The 15,564-nt window shown below is 73.9% G+C and carries 13 protein-coding genes and 1 riboswitch; of the genes, 7 read left to right on the forward strand and 6 right to left on the reverse strand.

Features of this window, described 5'->3' with window-relative positions:
* Window positions 1–32: 32 nt before the first annotated feature.
* Complete coding sequence (locus BKA00_RS08585) at window positions 33–764, reverse strand: GntR family transcriptional regulator (RefSeq protein WP_230299104.1); 732 nt, start codon at window positions 762–764, stop codon at window positions 33–35.
* A gap of 194 nt (window positions 765–958) precedes the next feature.
* On the opposite strand from BKA00_RS08585, the gene BKA00_RS08590 reads away from it, so the two are divergent.
* Complete coding sequence (locus BKA00_RS08590; protein WP_185024410.1) at window positions 959–2,290, forward strand: hypothetical protein; 1,332 nt, start codon at window positions 959–961, stop codon at window positions 2,288–2,290.
* A 24-nt stretch (window positions 2,291–2,314) separates the two neighbouring features.
* On the opposite strand, the gene BKA00_RS08595 is transcribed toward BKA00_RS08590, so the two are convergent.
* On the reverse strand, window positions 2,315–3,256 hold the full coding sequence (locus BKA00_RS08595) for an AraC family transcriptional regulator (RefSeq protein WP_185024411.1): 942 nt from the start codon (window positions 3,254–3,256) through the stop codon (window positions 2,315–2,317).
* A gap of 82 nt (window positions 3,257–3,338) precedes the next feature.
* On the opposite strand from BKA00_RS08595, the gene BKA00_RS08600 reads away from it, so the two are divergent.
* The 3 genes from BKA00_RS08600 (at window position 3,339) to BKA00_RS08610 (ending at window position 5,696) form a co-directional block, all read left to right on the forward strand.
* Window positions 3,339–4,187 (forward strand): NAD(P)H-binding protein, encoded by an 849-nt coding sequence (locus tag BKA00_RS08600; protein WP_185024412.1) that lies wholly within the window; start codon window positions 3,339–3,341, stop codon window positions 4,185–4,187.
* A gap of 18 nt (window positions 4,188–4,205) precedes the next feature.
* Window positions 4,206–4,709, forward strand: a complete 504-nt coding sequence (locus BKA00_RS08605; RefSeq protein WP_185024413.1) for an anthrone oxygenase family protein — start codon at window positions 4,206–4,208, stop codon at window positions 4,707–4,709.
* Window positions 4,710–4,859: 150 nt separating this feature from the next.
* Complete coding sequence (locus tag BKA00_RS08610; protein ID WP_185024414.1) at window positions 4,860–5,696, forward strand: metallophosphoesterase family protein; 837 nt, start codon at window positions 4,860–4,862, stop codon at window positions 5,694–5,696.
* Between the two features lie 6 nt (window positions 5,697–5,702).
* On the opposite strand, the gene BKA00_RS08615 is transcribed toward BKA00_RS08610, so the two are convergent.
* The 3 genes from BKA00_RS08615 to BKA00_RS08625 all read right to left on the reverse strand — a co-directional run bounded on the left by BKA00_RS08615 (window position 5,703) and on the right by BKA00_RS08625 (window position 9,383).
* Window positions 5,703–6,284: a TetR/AcrR family transcriptional regulator gene (locus tag BKA00_RS08615; protein WP_230299103.1), complete on the reverse strand. Its 582-nt coding sequence runs from the start codon at window positions 6,282–6,284 to the stop codon at window positions 5,703–5,705.
* A gap of 199 nt (window positions 6,285–6,483) precedes the next feature.
* Window positions 6,484–8,226 carry a phosphomethylpyrimidine synthase ThiC gene (gene thiC, locus BKA00_RS08620; RefSeq protein WP_185024415.1) on the reverse strand — a complete coding sequence of 581 codons (1,743 nt, stop codon included), beginning with the start codon at window positions 8,224–8,226 and terminating at the stop codon, window positions 6,484–6,486.
* Window positions 8,222–8,335: riboswitch (TPP riboswitch) on the reverse strand. (Overlaps the previous gene by 5 nt.)
* Window positions 8,336–8,384: 49 nt before the next feature.
* Window positions 8,385–9,383 carry a hypothetical protein gene (locus tag BKA00_RS08625; RefSeq protein WP_185024416.1) on the reverse strand — a complete coding sequence of 333 codons (999 nt, stop codon included), beginning with the start codon at window positions 9,381–9,383 and terminating at the stop codon, window positions 8,385–8,387.
* A gap of 218 nt (window positions 9,384–9,601) precedes the next feature.
* On the opposite strand from BKA00_RS08625, the gene BKA00_RS08630 reads away from it, so the two are divergent.
* The 3 genes from BKA00_RS08630 to BKA00_RS08640 all read left to right on the forward strand — a co-directional run bounded on the left by BKA00_RS08630 (window position 9,602) and on the right by BKA00_RS08640 (window position 14,101).
* Window positions 9,602–10,768, forward strand: coding sequence for a sensor histidine kinase (locus BKA00_RS08630; protein WP_185024417.1), 1,167 nt, complete (start codon window positions 9,602–9,604; stop codon window positions 10,766–10,768).
* A 133-nt stretch (window positions 10,769–10,901) separates the two neighbouring features.
* On the forward strand, window positions 10,902–11,606 hold the full coding sequence (clsA, locus tag BKA00_RS08635; protein ID WP_185024418.1) for a cardiolipin synthase ClsA: 705 nt from the start codon (window positions 10,902–10,904) through the stop codon (window positions 11,604–11,606).
* Window positions 11,603–14,101, forward strand: a complete 2,499-nt coding sequence (locus tag BKA00_RS08640) for a mannose-1-phosphate guanyltransferase (protein ID WP_185024419.1) — start codon at window positions 11,603–11,605, stop codon at window positions 14,099–14,101. The genes clsA and BKA00_RS08640 overlap by 4 nt, the downstream gene beginning before the upstream one ends.
* Window positions 14,102–14,107: 6 nt before the next feature.
* Here the strand turns inward: BKA00_RS08640 and BKA00_RS08645 are convergent, their stop codons facing one another.
* Complete coding sequence (locus BKA00_RS08645) at window positions 14,108–15,520, reverse strand: aminotransferase class V-fold PLP-dependent enzyme (protein WP_230299102.1); 1,413 nt, start codon at window positions 15,518–15,520, stop codon at window positions 14,108–14,110.
* Window positions 15,521–15,564 lie beyond the last annotated feature (44 nt).

Here is a 15,564-nt window from a genome sequence, read left to right on the forward strand (position 1 = left end):
GTGCGCCCGGGACGCGGCGCCCGGGCGTGCGGTCAGTGGTTCGGTGGTCGCAGGTCCAGTTCCAGCCGGTACCGGTCGCCCCGGTAGAGGGACCGGACGTACTCCAGCGGCCGGCCGCCCGCGTCCCTGGTGATCCGCTCGAACAGGAAGGCCGGCATGTGCACCGGGACGCCGAGCTCGGCGGCCTCCTCGGCGGTGGTGACGGTCGGCTCGATGGTCTCGGTGCCCGAGGCGATGACGACGCCGCTGCCCCGGAGCAGGTCGTAGAACGACCGCCCTTCCAGGTCGCTCCGCCGCAGGCCCGGCATCAGCGCCCGCGGCAGGTAGAGGGTCTCGATGGCCATGGGGGCCTCGTCGGCCAGCCGGAGCCGCCGAATGGTAAATACCTCTTCGACGGGCGACAGGGCCAGGCGGCGGCCGATCCGCGCCCCCGCGGTCTCGGTGCGGAACGACAGCACCCTGCCGCCCGGCTTCATCCCGCGCCTGATCATGTCCTCGGTGAACGAGGTCATGGTCAGGGACACGGCGATCCGGGGTTCGGCCACGTAGGTCCCGCTGCCGTGCCGCCGGTCGAGCAGGCCCTCGGTCACGAGCCCGTCGATGGCCTGGCGCAGCGTCGGCCGCGAGACGCCGAGCTCCTCGGCCAGCCGCCGCTCGGACGGCAGCGCGTCCCCGACGTCCAGGCCGTCCAGCATCGCGAGCAGCTCCCGGCGCACCGCCTGCCGTTTCGTGCTCGCGGATCGGGGCTCACCGGCGGATGGCACGCCTGTCACCTCCTTTGAAGCGGTTCCTGTCGTCGCACACGGTATGTCCCATTATGGCGACTGGTCAATACCACTTTGGCGATGTTTGCCGTGGTCATGGCCGTGGGGCCCGGACTACGGTCTCGGCAGGTCGGCAGACGGTGCCGATCCCGACCGTGTCAACGCCGCGCCCGCGCGGCGAGGAAGGCGGCCAGATGAGGAAGCTCGTGCGCGGCGCCGTGGCGCTGGCCCTGCCGATGGTCATGCCGGCGGCGCTCGGCGCGGCGCCGGCCCAGGCGGAGGCGGGCGGGCCGGGGGCCAGGGACGGCTGGAGGCTGGTGGCCTCCGAGCCGTTCGACCGGCACATCGACGACGCGAAGGCCCCCTGGAGGCCGGACGGCGACGGCCCGTCCAGCCCGTACAACGTCGACATCTACGACAACGACGGCGCCTACTTCGACACGATGGGCGGCCCGGCGTTCCGGACGCGGCTCGCCGAGATGAAGACCTACCGCAAGTCGTTCACGTTCGGGAGGCGCGGCTGGCTCACCGCCGAGCTGGCCGCCCGCGACGCCGACGGCGACGGCCGGCCGGACGCGCCGCCCACGCTCACCTCCCGCAAGGGCGTGGCGCGGCTGGACGAGCCGGCCCACCAGGCGGGCGTCGTCATCCGCTCGACCCGCGACCTGCCCGCCGAGTACCGGGTGGAGATGACGCTGCGCGGGCTGGACTTCGGCGGCCGGAGGAACGGGTCCTGGGACTATCCGGACGGCCGGATCAACGGCTACTCGCCGGAGGGCTGCAAGACCAACTTCCCGTGGGCGTCCGGCGGCGACTACACGCGGCCCGAGTGCGAGTGGGCCGACGTCCGCACCGACTCCAACGGCTTCTACTACATGTCGATCATGGACTACCGGCAGGTGGCGCCGCACAACAACGTGTTCGTCCACGGCCATCGCAAGGTCGCCATGGACGGCTACAACCGCTACAAGTACACCGGGAAGGGCCTGCTGTACTGCAACCCGGCCACCGGGCAGTACGAGCCGTACTCCGCCGGGACGGGCAACGGCGTCAACGCGATCTTCATGACCGACGACCGCCGCTACCCGACCATGCCGGGCACCGAGTACCTGATGGAGAGCGGGTGCGGGCTGCGCAAGGGCGGCGCCATCGTCTCGACCGTCGACCTGAAACCCGAGCTGCTGCCGGACGAGCCGTACACGTTCGCCGTGGAGCGGCGCGGCGGCGCCTACACGATGGAGATGTCCGGGGTCTTCGCGCACGTGGGCAGGACGACCCTGCGCTACACGCGCTCGTTCGTCCAGGACGGCGAGCCGATCTGGCACTACAACCAGAAGCCGGGCGAGTACGACGGCCGGTTCAACGCCGACTGGACCTGGACGGGACCGGGCGGCACCCTCGTCGACCGCGACACCTGGCCGGCCGGCTCCGCCTACCCGGACAGGTTCATGATCGGTGACCCGCACATGAACTTCTACGAGGGATCGGCGCAGGTGGACGACATCCGCCTGTACGTTCCACGGTAGCCCGCCGGGGCCGGTGGCCGCCGGTCAGGCGGTCGCCGCCCCCGCGCGGTACTCCTGCGGGCTGACGCCGTGCACGCGCTTGAAGGCCGTGCTCAGCGCGAAGGCGTTGCCGTAGCCGACCCTGCGGGCCACGGCATCCAGCGTCGCCTCCGTCTCGCGCAGCAGGTCGGCGGCCTGCGCGAGGCGGACGCCGGTGAGGTAGGCCATGGGCGGTTCGCCGATCAGCTTCGCGAACCGCTGCGCGAGCGCCGCGCGCGACACCCCGACCCGGGCCGCGAGGTCCGCGACCGTCCAGGGATGCGCCAGGTCGTCGTGCAGGAGCCGCATCGCGGGGCCGACGACCGGGTCGCCGTGGGCCCGGTACCAGCCGGGGGCGGCGGCGTCCGGGCGGGAGAACCAGGCGCGCAGCGTCGCGATGAGCAGCAGGTCGAGAAGCCGGTCGAGGACGACGTCCTGGCCGGGCTCGTCCTTGCCGATCTCCTCCTGGAGCACGTCGACGAGCGGCGACCTCCACGTGTCGCCGCGGACGACCGCCATCGGGGGCAGCGCGGCCAGCAGCCGCCGCGTGACGGCGCCGCGCATCTGGTAGGTGCCCACCAGCATGACCGCCGGCCCGTCCGGGTCGTTGCCCCAGGCGCGGACGCCGAGGTCCATGGCCTCCGACAGGCTCGTGCCGTCCGGGGTGGTGCAGCGCTGCCCGGGATGGATGACGATCTGCGGCGCGGTCGCCGGGTCGTCGCTGACGGTGTAGGCGTCCGGGCCGCGGAAGACGACCATGTCGCCGGGGCCGACGCGCTGCGGATCGCCCCTGTCGGGGATCAGCCACGCCTCGTCCCTGACCATGGAGAGCAGGGTCAGCGGCGCCTCGTCCTGGATTCGGAGCGACCAGGGCGGGGCGAGGGTCGAGCGCAGCATGAACGCCCCCCGCGCGCGCGGACCGTCGAGGAGTTCGGTCAGAGCGTCCATGGAGGCCAGCGTAGACGCTGGCGTATGCGGGCGAGCTTCTCAACGATGGTGGCCGGAACCGTCTGCCTGTTGACTTCAGGGCATGACGAACAGCGAACACGGCATCATCGAAAGCGGCCTCACCCTCGTCCTCGGCGGGACCGGCAAGACCGGCCGCCGCGTCGTCGAGCGGCTGGAGGCCCTGGACGTCCCCGTCCGGATGGGCTCGCGGTCGGCCTCGCCGCCCTTCGAGTGGGAGGACGAGTCCACCTGGGCGCCCGTCCTGCGCAACGTCGAGAACGTCTACCTCTCCTACTACCCGGACCTGGCCGCGCCCGGCGCTCCCGGCGCCATCCGCGCGTTCACGGACGCGGCGGTGGACGCGGGCGTGCGGCGCGTGGTCCTGCTCTCGGGGCGGGGCGAGCCCGAGGCGCGGGACTGCGAGCGGATCGTCCAGGCGTCGGGCCTGGCCTGGACGGTCGTGCGGGCGAGCTGGTTCGCGCAGAACTTCAGCGAGGACTACCTGCTCGACCCCGTGCGGGCCGGCGAGGTCGTCCTCCCGGCGGGCGAGGTTCCGGAACCGTTCGTGGACGCCGACGACATCGCGGACGTCGCGGTCGAGGCGCTCACCCGGGACGGCCACGCCGGCGAGGTGTACGAGGTCACCGGGCCCCGGGCGCTCACGTTCGCCGAGGCGGTCGCCGAGATCGGCCGCGCCGCCGGACGCGAGATCGCCTTCGTGCCCGTGGGCGCGGACGACTACGCCGCGGCCCTGCGGGAGCACGGCGTGCCCGAGGAGGTCGTCGGCCTGCTGACCTACCTGTTCACGACCGTGCTGGACGGACGCAACGCCCGGCCCGCCGACGGCGTCGAGCGGGCCCTCGGCCGCCCCCCGCGCGACTTCTCCGAGTTTGCGCGCGAAGCCGCCGCCAGCGGCATCTGGAACCACTGACACTGAGGACTGGACGACATGAAATTCTCCCTCGCGGGCGTCTCGGCGACCCTGTCCATCATCATGGCGGCCGGGATGGCCGGAACGTTCTTCGGCTTCTCCACCGGCGTCATGCCCGGACTGAACGCGGCGCGGCCCGCCTCGGCGATCGATGCCATGCAGGGCATCAACCAGAGGATCCAGAACCCGGTCTTCGTGGCGATGTTCCTCCTGGTCCCGGTGCTGGCGGCCGCGGCGGGGGTGCTGCTGCTCACCCTCGACCAGAAGTCGGCGGCGCTGCTCTTCTTCGCCGCGGCGGCCCTGTACTTCGCGGGCGCGCTCCTGCCGAGCTTCGTGGTGAACATCCCGATGAACACCGACCTGGACGGTGTCACGATCCCGAAGGACGCGGCCGAGGCGGCGAAGATCTGGTCGGACTACTCCGGCCGCTGGACGGCGTGGAACACCGTCCGCGCCGTGTTCAGCTGGGCGAGCCTCCTCGCCATGGGCCTGGGCGTCTACGTCTGGGGCAAGAACAACTGATCCGGCGGACCGGCGGGGTCCGTGCTCCGGAAAGGAGCACGGACCCTTTTCCGCGCTTCCGGGGACGGTTTCTCGCATGGAGACGCAAGCGGGGGCGCGGTCGCCCGCGGAGGCGCGGCCCGCGCGGGGGCCGGGGCTTACGATCGCTGGATGGGCGGCGTCTACGCGATCAGCGACCTGCATGTGGGGTTTCCGGAGAACCGCGCCTTCGTCGAGGGCCTGAGGCCCTCGTCCGAGGACGACTGGCTGATCGTCGCGGGCGACGTCGCCGAGCGCTTCGCGGACGTCGAGTGGACGCTGCGCACGCTCGCCGAACGCTTCGCCACCGTGCTGTGGGTGCCCGGCAACCACGAGCTGTGGACCGTCAAGGGCGACCCCGTGCAACTGCGCGGTGAGGCACGCTACCGCCGGCTCGTCGAGATGTGCCGCGGCCTCGGCGTGCTGACCCCCGAGGACCCCTACCCCGCCTGGGACGGTCCGGACGGCGCCGTCACCGTGGCGCCGCTGTTCATCCTGTACGACTACACGTTCCGCCCGGACGGCACGTCCAGCAAGGAGGAGGCTCTCGAAGCCGCGCACGAGGCCGGCGTCGTGTGCACCGACGAGGTCTACCTGCATCCCGACCCGTACCCCGGGCGGGACGCCTGGTGCGACGCCAGGATCGCCTACACCGAGCGGCGCCTGTCCGCCCTGGAGCCGGGCACGCGGACCGTGCTCGTGAACCACTGGCCGCTCGTCCGCGAACCCACCCGCGTCCTCTGGTACCCCGAGTTCGCCCAGTGGTGCGGCACCGAGCGCACCGCCGACTGGCACAGCCGGTTCGGCGCGGTGTCCGTCGTCTACGGGCACCTGCACATTCCCCGGACGATCTGGACCGGCGGCGTCCCGCACATCGAGGTGTCGGTCGGCTACCCGCGCGAGTGGCGCCGGCGGGCCGACGCGCCGCGCGGCCCCCGCCGCGTCCTGCCCGCGCCCGAGACGGACTGACCGGCCCTAGCGGGCCGCGCCCGGCGCCACGCCGGCCGCGGCGAGCGACAGCAGCCGGGACGCGGCGTCCGGGTCCCGTTCGGCGACCGTGGCGATCGCGCCCGCCAGCCTCAGCACGTCGGCGAACGGCGCGCCGGCGGGCGCCTCCCCGGCGCGCTGCGCGCGGACGAGCAGCGCCTCGCCCGCCTCCGACATCGCCGCGCGGGAGCCGGAGGGGTCGAGGCGGGGGTCGCGCAGCGACACCATCGCCGAGGCCGCCATGCCCGGGAAGGCGGTGATCTCCGAGACGAACGTCCGCAGCCACGCCAGCAGGGCCTCGCCGGGCGACGGGGAGTCCAGCAGGTCGCGGGCGGCCGCCGCCAGCCCGGCGTACACGTCGGCGAGCAGAGCCTCCAGGAGGTCCTGGCGGGTGGGGAAGTGGCGGTAGAGCGTGCCGATGCCGACGCCCGCGAGCCGCGCGACGCCCTCGAGCGAGGCGCCCGCCCCCTGACGCTGGAAGGTCTCCCGCGCCGCGGCGAGCAGCCGCGCGCGGTTGCGCCGCACGTCGGCCCGCACCGGGCGCGTCTTCGCCATGTCGTCGCTGGTCACCTGGGTCGTCGATCCTTCCCGGGGGTGGAACGGGCCTGCGGCGATCGGGAGGATCCGCGGCGTTTGGAACGGTCCCTCAATCCTATCCGCGCCGATGCCCCGACCTGCGCCGAGATGCCCCCGGACGCCGCCGGGCCCGCCGCGCACCGTGCGCGGCGGGCCCGGCCGCGTTTCCCGCCGACCCGCCCGGCGGCGCGGGTCAGGCGTCGGCGGGCGACACCGGGAGGTTCAGGCGGCCGCCGCCGGCCCTGAACTCCTCCGCCTTCTCCCGCATCCCGGCGGAGAGGGCGTCCGCGTCGGCGAGGCCGCGCTCGGCCGCGAACCGCCGCACGTCCCGCGTGATCTTCATGGAGCAGAAGTGCGGGCCGCACATCGAGCAGAAGTGCGCGGTCTTGGCCGGCGCCGCCGGGAGCGTCGCGTCATGGAAGGCGCGGGCGGTGCCGGGGTCCAGGGAGAGGTTGAACTGGTCCTCCCAGCGGAAGTCGAACCGCGCCTCCGACAGCGCGTCGTCCCACGCCTGCGCGCCCGGATGCCCCTTGGCGAGGTCCGCGGCGTGGGCCGCGATCTTGTAGGCGATCATGCCGGCCTTGACGTCCTCGCGGTCGGGCAGCCCGAGGTGCTCCTTCGGCGTGACGTAGCAGAGCATCGCGGTGCCGTGCCAGCCGATCATCGCGGCGCCGATCGCCGAGGTGATGTGGTCGTAGCCGGGCGCGATGTCGGTGGTCAGCGGGCCGAGCGTGTAGAAGGGCGCCCCGTCGCACCACTCCTGCTGCAGGTCCACGTTCTCCTTGATCTTGTGCATCGGGACGTGGCCGGGCCCCTCGTTCATCACCTGGTTGCCGAACCGCGCCGCGATCCGCGTCAGCTCTCCCTGGGTGCGCAGCTCGGCGAACTGGGCCTCGTCGTTGGCGTCCGCGACGGAGCCGGGGCGCAGGCCGTCCCCGAGCGACCAGGTCACGTCGTAGGCGGCGAAGATCTCGCACAGCTCCTCGAAGCGGGTGTAGAGGAAGTTCTCCTCGTGGTGCGCCAGGCACCAGGCCGCCATGATCGACCCGCCCCGCGACACGATCCCCGTCTTGCGCCGCGCCGTCAGCGGCACGTAGGACAGCAGCACCCCGGCGTGGACGGTCATGTAGTCCACGCCCTGCTCCGCCTGCTCGATCACGGTGTCGCGGAAGACCTCGTAGGTGAGCTCCGCCGGGTCGCCGCCGACCTTCTCGACCGCCTGGTACAGCGGGACGGTCCCGACCGGCACGGGCGAGTTGCGCAGGATCCACTCGCGCGTGGTGTGGATGTCGCGGCCCGTCGACAGGTCCATGATCGTGTCGGCGCCCCAGCGGGTCGCCCAGGTCATCTTCTCGACCTCGTCCTCGATCGAGGACGCGACGGCCGAGTTGCCGATGTTGGCGTTGACCTTGACGAGGAAGTTCCGTCCGATGACCATCGGCTCGATCTCGGGATGGTTGACGTTGGCGGGCAGCACCGCGCGCCCGGCGGCCAGCTCGTCCCGGACGAACTCCGGCGCCACGCCCTCGCGCAGCGCGGCGAACTCCATCTCCGGCGTGATCTCCCCGCGCCGCGCGTAGGCGCGCTGCGTCACCGCGCCGCCGGTGGCGCGCCGCGGCCGCCGCGGCAGGGCGCCCACGCCGCCGGCGCCGGGGAGGGCGGGGGGCGACGACCGCCTCCCGTCGTCCTCTGGGCGTACCGCCCGCCCCTCGTAGGGGGCGGTGTCGCCGCGCTCGGCGATCCAGGTCTCCCGCAGGGGCGGCAGCCCCCCGCGCACGTCGGTCTCCTGCTCTGGATCGGTGTACGGCCCGGACGTGTCGTACAGGACGACGACGTCGCCGTTGGTCAGCGGCACCTCCCGCATCGGGACCCGGATGTCCGGGCGCGAGCCCTGGAGGTAGGTCTTGCGGGCAGCTGGAACCACAGGTTCGGTCATGACGACTCGATCTCTCCCTACGCCGGCATTACCCGGTCAGGTTCATGCGGTCAGCGGCCGTCCCAGCCGCTATCTCAGCCCGGTTCGCCGGGCCCCCGCGATCTGTCGCCACGACGTTAACCCGGGCGGCCCCGGTTGCCGCAACCGCCGCCCGTGGGTTAGAACGCGCCCGCGCGGAGGTCCCGCGCGGGGAGCGCGACGGGCAGCGCCAGGACCAGGGTCCGGAGGGGGTCCGGGGCGGACGGCGACCGCTCCAATTCCACCCGGGACCCGTCGTCGCCGCCGGCCCGCAGGGCGGCCGAGCGGCGGCCGTCGACGCCGGTGACGACGCGGCCGTCGCCGGTCGCGCGGGTGCTGCCGAGGAGGATCCCGCCGGCGGTGTGGAAGGACGGCTCGCGCAGGCCGCGCACGAATCCGAGGGGGCTGCCGTCCGCGCCGAGGACGCGCACGCGGTCGCGGCCCGGCAGCCGGGACGGGCCCCGGACCGTCAGCAGCACGGCGGCGTGGGGGTCGCGCAGCACGGTGGTCCGCCCGCCGCGCCGGCGGCACGCCACGGCGAGGACGGCGCCGCCGCGCCGGTCGCGGTAGCGGCCCCTGCCGTCCACGACGATGTGGCGGGCCCGGCCGAGGGCGCCCGCCGCGGGCGGCGGCACCTCCCGTCCCTCGTCGTCGACGACCCGCCAGGCGGCGCCCAGGCGGTCCGCGGTCGCGGTCCGGACGGCCGGGAGCCATCCGGACGGCAGCGATCGGCCCCTGAGCAGGGTCACCGCCCTCCCGTCGACCTCGGCGACGGCCTCGACGCCCGGCGCCCGCCCCGGGTCGAGCCAGAGCGTCCAGACCGGGTCGTCGACGGGCCACCGGATCCCCACCGCCTCCACGGCTCCGGCCGGGACGGCCGCCTCCCGCCCGCCGCGGCGGAGGGTCACCCCGTCCTCGCCGATGGTCACGACGAGGCGGGTCCGGTGGAGGCGGGCAGCCCAGAGGACGGCGGCCAGGGCGGCGACCAGGCAGCCGCCGCCGCAGAGCAGCAGGGTCCGGCGGGCGCTCTCCGGGTCGAGCGTCCGGGTGCGGGTCGCGAGCACGAGGACCGCGGCGGCCGCCGGCGCGGCGGCCAGGAGGCGGAGCGGCCATCGGTAGGCCCGCGCCCCGAGCGTCATCCGGAGTCCGGGCCGGGAGGAGGGGGGCTGAGGGGCGGCAGGCGGGGGGACAGCAGGCGGGGGGACGGACAACTGTCGGCCCTTCGTGACGGGGTATGCAGCACTATAAGGCGGGCCTCCGGCCGCGCACGGCCCACCGGAAGGATCATTCGTGCGGGGCGTGCGCGCGGGGCGCGGGCCGGCGCGCGAAGATCGCCTGAGTGGGGGAGAATGGGCGCGTGCTGAGGGTGCCCCGGGTCGACGCGACGGTGAAGGACGCCCTGGCGGCGTCGGCGCTGGCGGGAGCGGCGGCCGCGGCCGCCGTGCTGTGGCCGGGCGTGCGGGGGCTGGACGCGCCCGGCGCCCTGCTGCTGGTGGCGGCGCACGTCCCGCTCGCGGTGATCCGGCGGTGGCCGGCCCCCGGCCTGGTGGCGCTGGTCGCCCTGGTGCTGCCCTACCACCTGGCGCAGTACCAGCACCACGCGCTGGTGCCCGCCGAGGTGATCGCGCTGTTCGCCTACGCGGTGCTCGGGCGCCGGGTGCGGATCGTGCTCGGCGTCGCCGCGTCCCTGCTCGCCGTCTGCGTGGTCGGCATGGCGATGCGGGCGGGCGGCGGATCCCTGCGCGAGCAGATCGCGGTCATCGAGGCCGTGGTGTCGGTCGTCATCGCCGTCCAGGTGTGGCGGGTGCACCGGGCGCGGCTCGCGACGATCACCGAGCGGGCCGAGCGGGCCGAGCGCACGCGGGAGGAGGAGGCGCGCCGGCGGGTCGCCGAGGAGCGCCTGCGGATCGCCCGCGACCTGCACGACCTGCTCGCGCACAGCATCACCCTGATCGGCGTGCGGGCCGGCGCCGCGGCCCACCTCGTGCGCGGGGACCGGCCGCTCGACCGGGAGGAGCTGGCCGACGCGCTCGCCTCCATCGCCTCGACGTGCCGGGACGCGCGCGTCGAGCTGCGCGGCACGCTCCAGGTCCTGCGCGGCACCGACGTCGGCGCCCCCGAGACGCTGCCGGGACTGCACGCCGTCGCCGGCCTCGTGCGGGCGGCGCGCGGCGGCGGGATCGACGTCGACCTGCGGGACGGGGACGTCGGGACACCGCCCCCGGAGACGGGGGTCGCCGCGTACCGGATCGTCCAGGAGGCCCTGACCAACGTTGTCAAGCACGCCGCCGCGAAGCGCGCGACGGTGAGCCTGGCGCGCGACGGCGGGCGGCTCGTCGTCCGGGTCGCCGACGACGGCCGGGGCCCGTCCGGCGGCCCGCCCGGGGGGTTCGGGATCCTCGGAATGATCGAGCGGGCGCGCAGCGTGGGCGGGACGCTCGACGCGGGGCCGGGCGAGTCCGGCGGGTTCGTCGTCACCGCCGTCCTCCCGCTCGAGGACGCCGTCGCGCCGCGCCGGGCGTGACGCGCCCCCCCGCCGCATCCGGTAGCGCCCGTTCGCCGGGACCCTCCCGACTCCGACCCCGACGCCGCCGGGGGGCTTTCCTCCCCTTACGGATAGGGTCAGGATCAAGGGGACCAGGGGAGGCGACGCGTCGGTGAGCACTTTGCAGGAGGCCCCGCAGGACCGGATCTTCACGGTGCCCAACATCCTGAGCCTCGCCCGGCTCCTGGGCGTCCCGCTGTTCCTGTGGCTCGTCCTCGTCGAGGCGGACTGGTGGGCGCTCGGCCTGCTGGTGTTCGCGGGCCTGTCGGACTGGCTGGACGGGAAGCTCGCGCGGGCGTTCAACCAGACGAGCAGGCTCGGCATGGTCCTCGACCCGGCCGCCGACCGCCTCTACATCCTCGCCACGCTCGTCGGGCTCACCATCCGCGACATCATCCCGCTGTGGCTGGTGCTCGCGCTCGTCGCCCGCGAGGTGTCGATCCTGCCGATCGCGCCGATCGTGCGGCGGCTCGGCTACGGCGGCACGCTGCCCGTGCACTTCATCGGCAAGGCGGCGACGATGTGCCTGCTGTACGCGTTCCCGCTGCTGCTGCTCGGCGACCACGACGGCGGCGCGGGCACCGCGGCGCGGGTCGTCGGATGGGCCTTCGCCGGCTGGGGGACGGCCCTGTACTGGTGGGCGGCCGTCCTCTACTGGGTGCAGACGCGGCAGCTGGTGCTGGCCGGCCGCGGCTCACCGTCCCCGCCCTCCTCCCCGGGCGGGGCGCCCGGGGAGGGCGGTCCGGGGCCCGCCGAGGATCCGGGCGCGGAACCGCCGGCGACCGGCGACCCGAAGGGAGCTGAGACCCCCCGATGAAGGCCGTCGTGATGGCGGGAGGCGAGGGGACGCGGCTGCGTCCGATGACCGCCAACCAGCCGAAGCCCCTGCTGCCGCTCGTCAACCGGCCGATCATGGAGCACGTGCTGCGGCTGCTGAAGAGGCACGGGTTCGGCGAGACCGTCGTCACCGTCCAGTTCCTGGCCGCGCTGATCCGCAACTACTTCGGCGACGGCGAGGAGCTCGGCATGTCGCTGAGCTACGCGACCGAGGAGGTCCCGCTCGGCACCGCCGGCAGCGTCAAGAACGCGGAGGAGGCGCTGCGCGACGACCGCTTCCTGGTGATCTCGGGGGACGCGCTCACCGACATCGACCTGACCGACATGGTGCGGTTCCACGAGGAGAACGACGCCCTCGTCACCATCGGCCTCAAGCGCGTCCCGAACCCCCTGGAGTTCGGGATCATCATCGTGGACGACGCGGGACGCGTGCAGCGGTTCCTGGAGAAGCCCACCTGGGGCCAGGTGTTCTCCGACACCGTCAACACCGGCATCTACGTGATGGAGCCGGAGGTCCTGGAGCACGTCGCGGAGGGCGAGCCGGTCGACTGGTCCGGGGACGTCTTCCCGAAGCTGCTCGCCGAGGGCGCCCGCCTGTTCGGGTACGTGGCCGACTGCTACTGGGAGGACGTCGGCACCCACGAGAGCTACCTGAAGGCGCAGGCGGACATGCTCTCCGGGCAGGTCGGCATCGACCTGGACGGCTTCGAGATGTCGCCGGGAGTGTGGGTCGCCGAGGGCGCGGAGGTGGACGCCGAGGCCGTTCTCAAGGGTCCCCTCTACATCGGCGACTACGCGAAGGTGGAGGCGGGCGTCGAGCTGCGCGAGTTCACCGTGCTCGGCAGCAACGTCGTCGTCAAGGAGGGCGCCTTCCTGCACCGCGCGATAGTCCACGACAACGTGTTCGTCGCGCCGTCCACGAACCTGCGGGGCTGCGTCGTCGGGAAGAACACCGACATCATGGCGGGCGCCCGCGTGGAGGAGGGCGCCGTCATCGGGGACGAGTGCGTCATCGAGGCCGAGGCGTACGTGTCCAGCGGCGTGAAGGTCTACCCGTTCAAGACCATCGAGGCCGGCGCCGTCGTCAACACCAGCGTGATCTGGGAGTCGCGGGGGCAGCGCAACCTGTTCGGGCCGCGGGGGATCTCCGGGCTCGTCAACGTGGAGATCACCCCCGAGCTGGCGGTGCGGCTCGCCTCCGCCTACGCGACGACCCTGAAGAAGGGCACGACCGTCGTCACCGGACGGGACGTCTCCCGCGCGGCCCGCACCCTGAAACGCGCGGTGAACAGCGCTCTCACCGCCAGCGCCATCAACGTCCAGGACCTGGAGGCGACGCCGCTGACCGTCGCCCGGTTCGAGACCGGCCGCGAGGACAGCGTCGGCGGGATCTACATCCGCACCACCCTCGGCGACCCGCAGGGCGTCGACATCCTCTTCCTGGACGCGGACGGCGCCGACCTGTCCCAGGGCGCGCAGCGCAAGCTGGAGCGCGTCTTCGGCCGGCAGGAGTACCGCCGCGCGTTCCCCGGCGAGATCGCCGAGCTGACCTATCCGCCGCGCGTCGTGGAGACCTACACCCGCGACCTGTTGCGCCGCGTCGACATCCGCGGCGTCCGCGAGGCCGGACTGAAGATCGTCCTGGACTGCGCGGGCGGGGTGGCCTCGCTGGTGCTGCCGAACCTGCTCGGCAAGGTCGGCGTGGAGGTCCTCACCCGCAACGCCGGGCTGGACGAGGCCAACCCGACCGAGACGCTCGCCGAGCGGATGCGCGACCTGGAGCGGCTCGGCGAGCTGGTGTCCTCCTCGCGGGCCGCGTTCGGCGTCCGGTTCGACCCGGTCGGGGAGCGGATCTCCCTGGTGGACGAGAACGGCGAGCTGGTCGGCGACGACCGCGCCCTGCTGGTGATGCTGGACCTCGTCGCGGCCGAGCGGCGGGGCGGCAAGGTGGCGCTGCCGGTGACGACGACGCGGGTCGCCGAGCAAGTGTGCCGGTTCCACGGCGTGCAGGTCGAGTGGACCTCCACGTCCCAGGACGTGCTGACCAAGGCGGCCGCGCAGCCGAGCGTGGTCTTCGCGGGGGACGGGCGCGGCGGGTTCCTGATGCCCGAGTTCAGCGGCACCGTGGACGGGATCGCGGCGTTCGTCCGGCTGGTCGGCCTGGTCGCGCGGACGCGGCTGACGCTGTCGCAGATCGACCGCCGCATCCCCGACGCGCACCTGCTGCGCCGCTCGGTCCCGACGCCGTGGGCGGCCAAGGGCAGCGTCATGCGCCGCGTCGTGGAGGCGGCGGGGAACCGGACGCTCGACACCACCGACGGCGTGCGCGTGGTGGAGGGCGACGGCCGCTGGGTCCTCGTGCTGCCCGATCCCGCGGAGGCGGTGACGCACCTGTGGGCCGAGGGGCCGGACGCCGACGCCGCCCAGGCGCTGCTGGCGGAGTGGGCCGCCGTGGTCGAGCGCGCGGGCTCCTGAGCGGCCTCAGCAGCGCTCGCGGGGCCTGAGACCGGTCCGGTCGGGGTCCCGGTCGGCGTAGCGGGCGCCGAGGAACGCGATGAGGTGCTCCACGTCGGCGATGTTCGACACGAGGCCGAGGGACGCCCTGACCGCGCCGCCGCTCGGCAGCCCGAGCACGCCCAGGTAGTCGTCGAGGGTCCGCATCCGCAGGTGGGCGGTCCGGCGCAGGGCCTGCTCGGAGATCTCGAAGGCGCCCTCGCCGGCGCCGGGGTTGCAGAAGCAGCCGGTCCGGATCGAGATGCCCGCGGCGGCGGTGTCGCGGGCCACGATCCGCTCGTCCACGACCGCGCCGCGGCGGTCGAGCACGTTGAACGCGACGGTGCCGCCGCGCCCGTCGGCGCCCTCCGGGCCGTACACCCGGACCAGCGGTGAGCCGTCGGCGTGGCGCAGGTCCGCGAGGCGGCGCAGGAGCAGCGACGTCAGGCACCCGACGCGGCGCTGGACGAGGTCCATGCCGATGTCGCCGATCCAGCGGATGCCGAACTCCACGTCCGGGATGGACAGGAAGTTCAGGGTGCCGTCCTCGAACGCGGTCTCGTCGGGCGCGAGCACGTGCCAGCCGCCGAGCGCGCTGACCGCCCGGATGGTCCCGCCGGCGAACCACGGGCGGCGCAGCCGGGCCAGCGCCTCCCGGCGGGCGACCAGGCTGCCCACGCCGGTCGGGTACCCGAACACCTTGTACCAGCTCACGGGGACGAAGTCGGGCCGGACCCGGCTCAGGTCGAGGCGGCCGGAGGGCGCGAAAGCGGCCGCGTCCAGCAGCACGTCGAAGCCGTGCGCGTGGGCGAGGTCGACCCAGCCCAGCGGGTGCCGGACGCCGCTGAAGTTGCTCTGCGCGGGAAAGGCCAGCAGGCCGCCGGCGCCACCCAGCGCCGCGGCGAGGTCGGCCTCGCGGACCCTCAGGTCGGGCCCGCGGACGGGCACGTGGGCGACCTCGGCGCCGCGCGCTCTGGCGAACTCCCTGATCCCGTTCACCGAGTTGTGGTTGTCGCCGGTGAGGACGAGCCGGCCGCCCCGCTCGAACGGGTAGGCCTCCCCGACGAGGCGGCACGCGCCGGTGGCGTTGTGCGTGAACACCACCGCGTACTCCTCGGGGGAGGCGTTGAAGAACGCCAGGACCGCCCGCCGCGCCCGCTCGACGAGGGCCGTGGAGGCGCTGGAGGTGGGGTTCTCCGAGTGCGGGTTGCCGTAGCAGCGCCCCGCCAGTCGCTCGGCGTGCGCGCGGATCTGCGCGGCGGCGGCGACCCCCGAGCCCGTGTAGTCCAGGTACGTCTGCCCGTCCAGGTAGGCGTACTCGGCGGCCCGCAGCTCGTCCAGCGGCCGCGTCTCCGCGTAGCCGGACATGAGGTCGACGTCATAACCGGGCGAAACGCTCAAAATGCACCCCCGTGTGCAAAAGCCGCATCCCTCACTAAACGGTC

The organism is Actinomadura coerulea (genome assembly GCF_014208105.1).
GTDB lineage: Bacteria > Actinomycetota > Actinomycetes > Streptosporangiales > Streptosporangiaceae > Spirillospora > Spirillospora coerulea.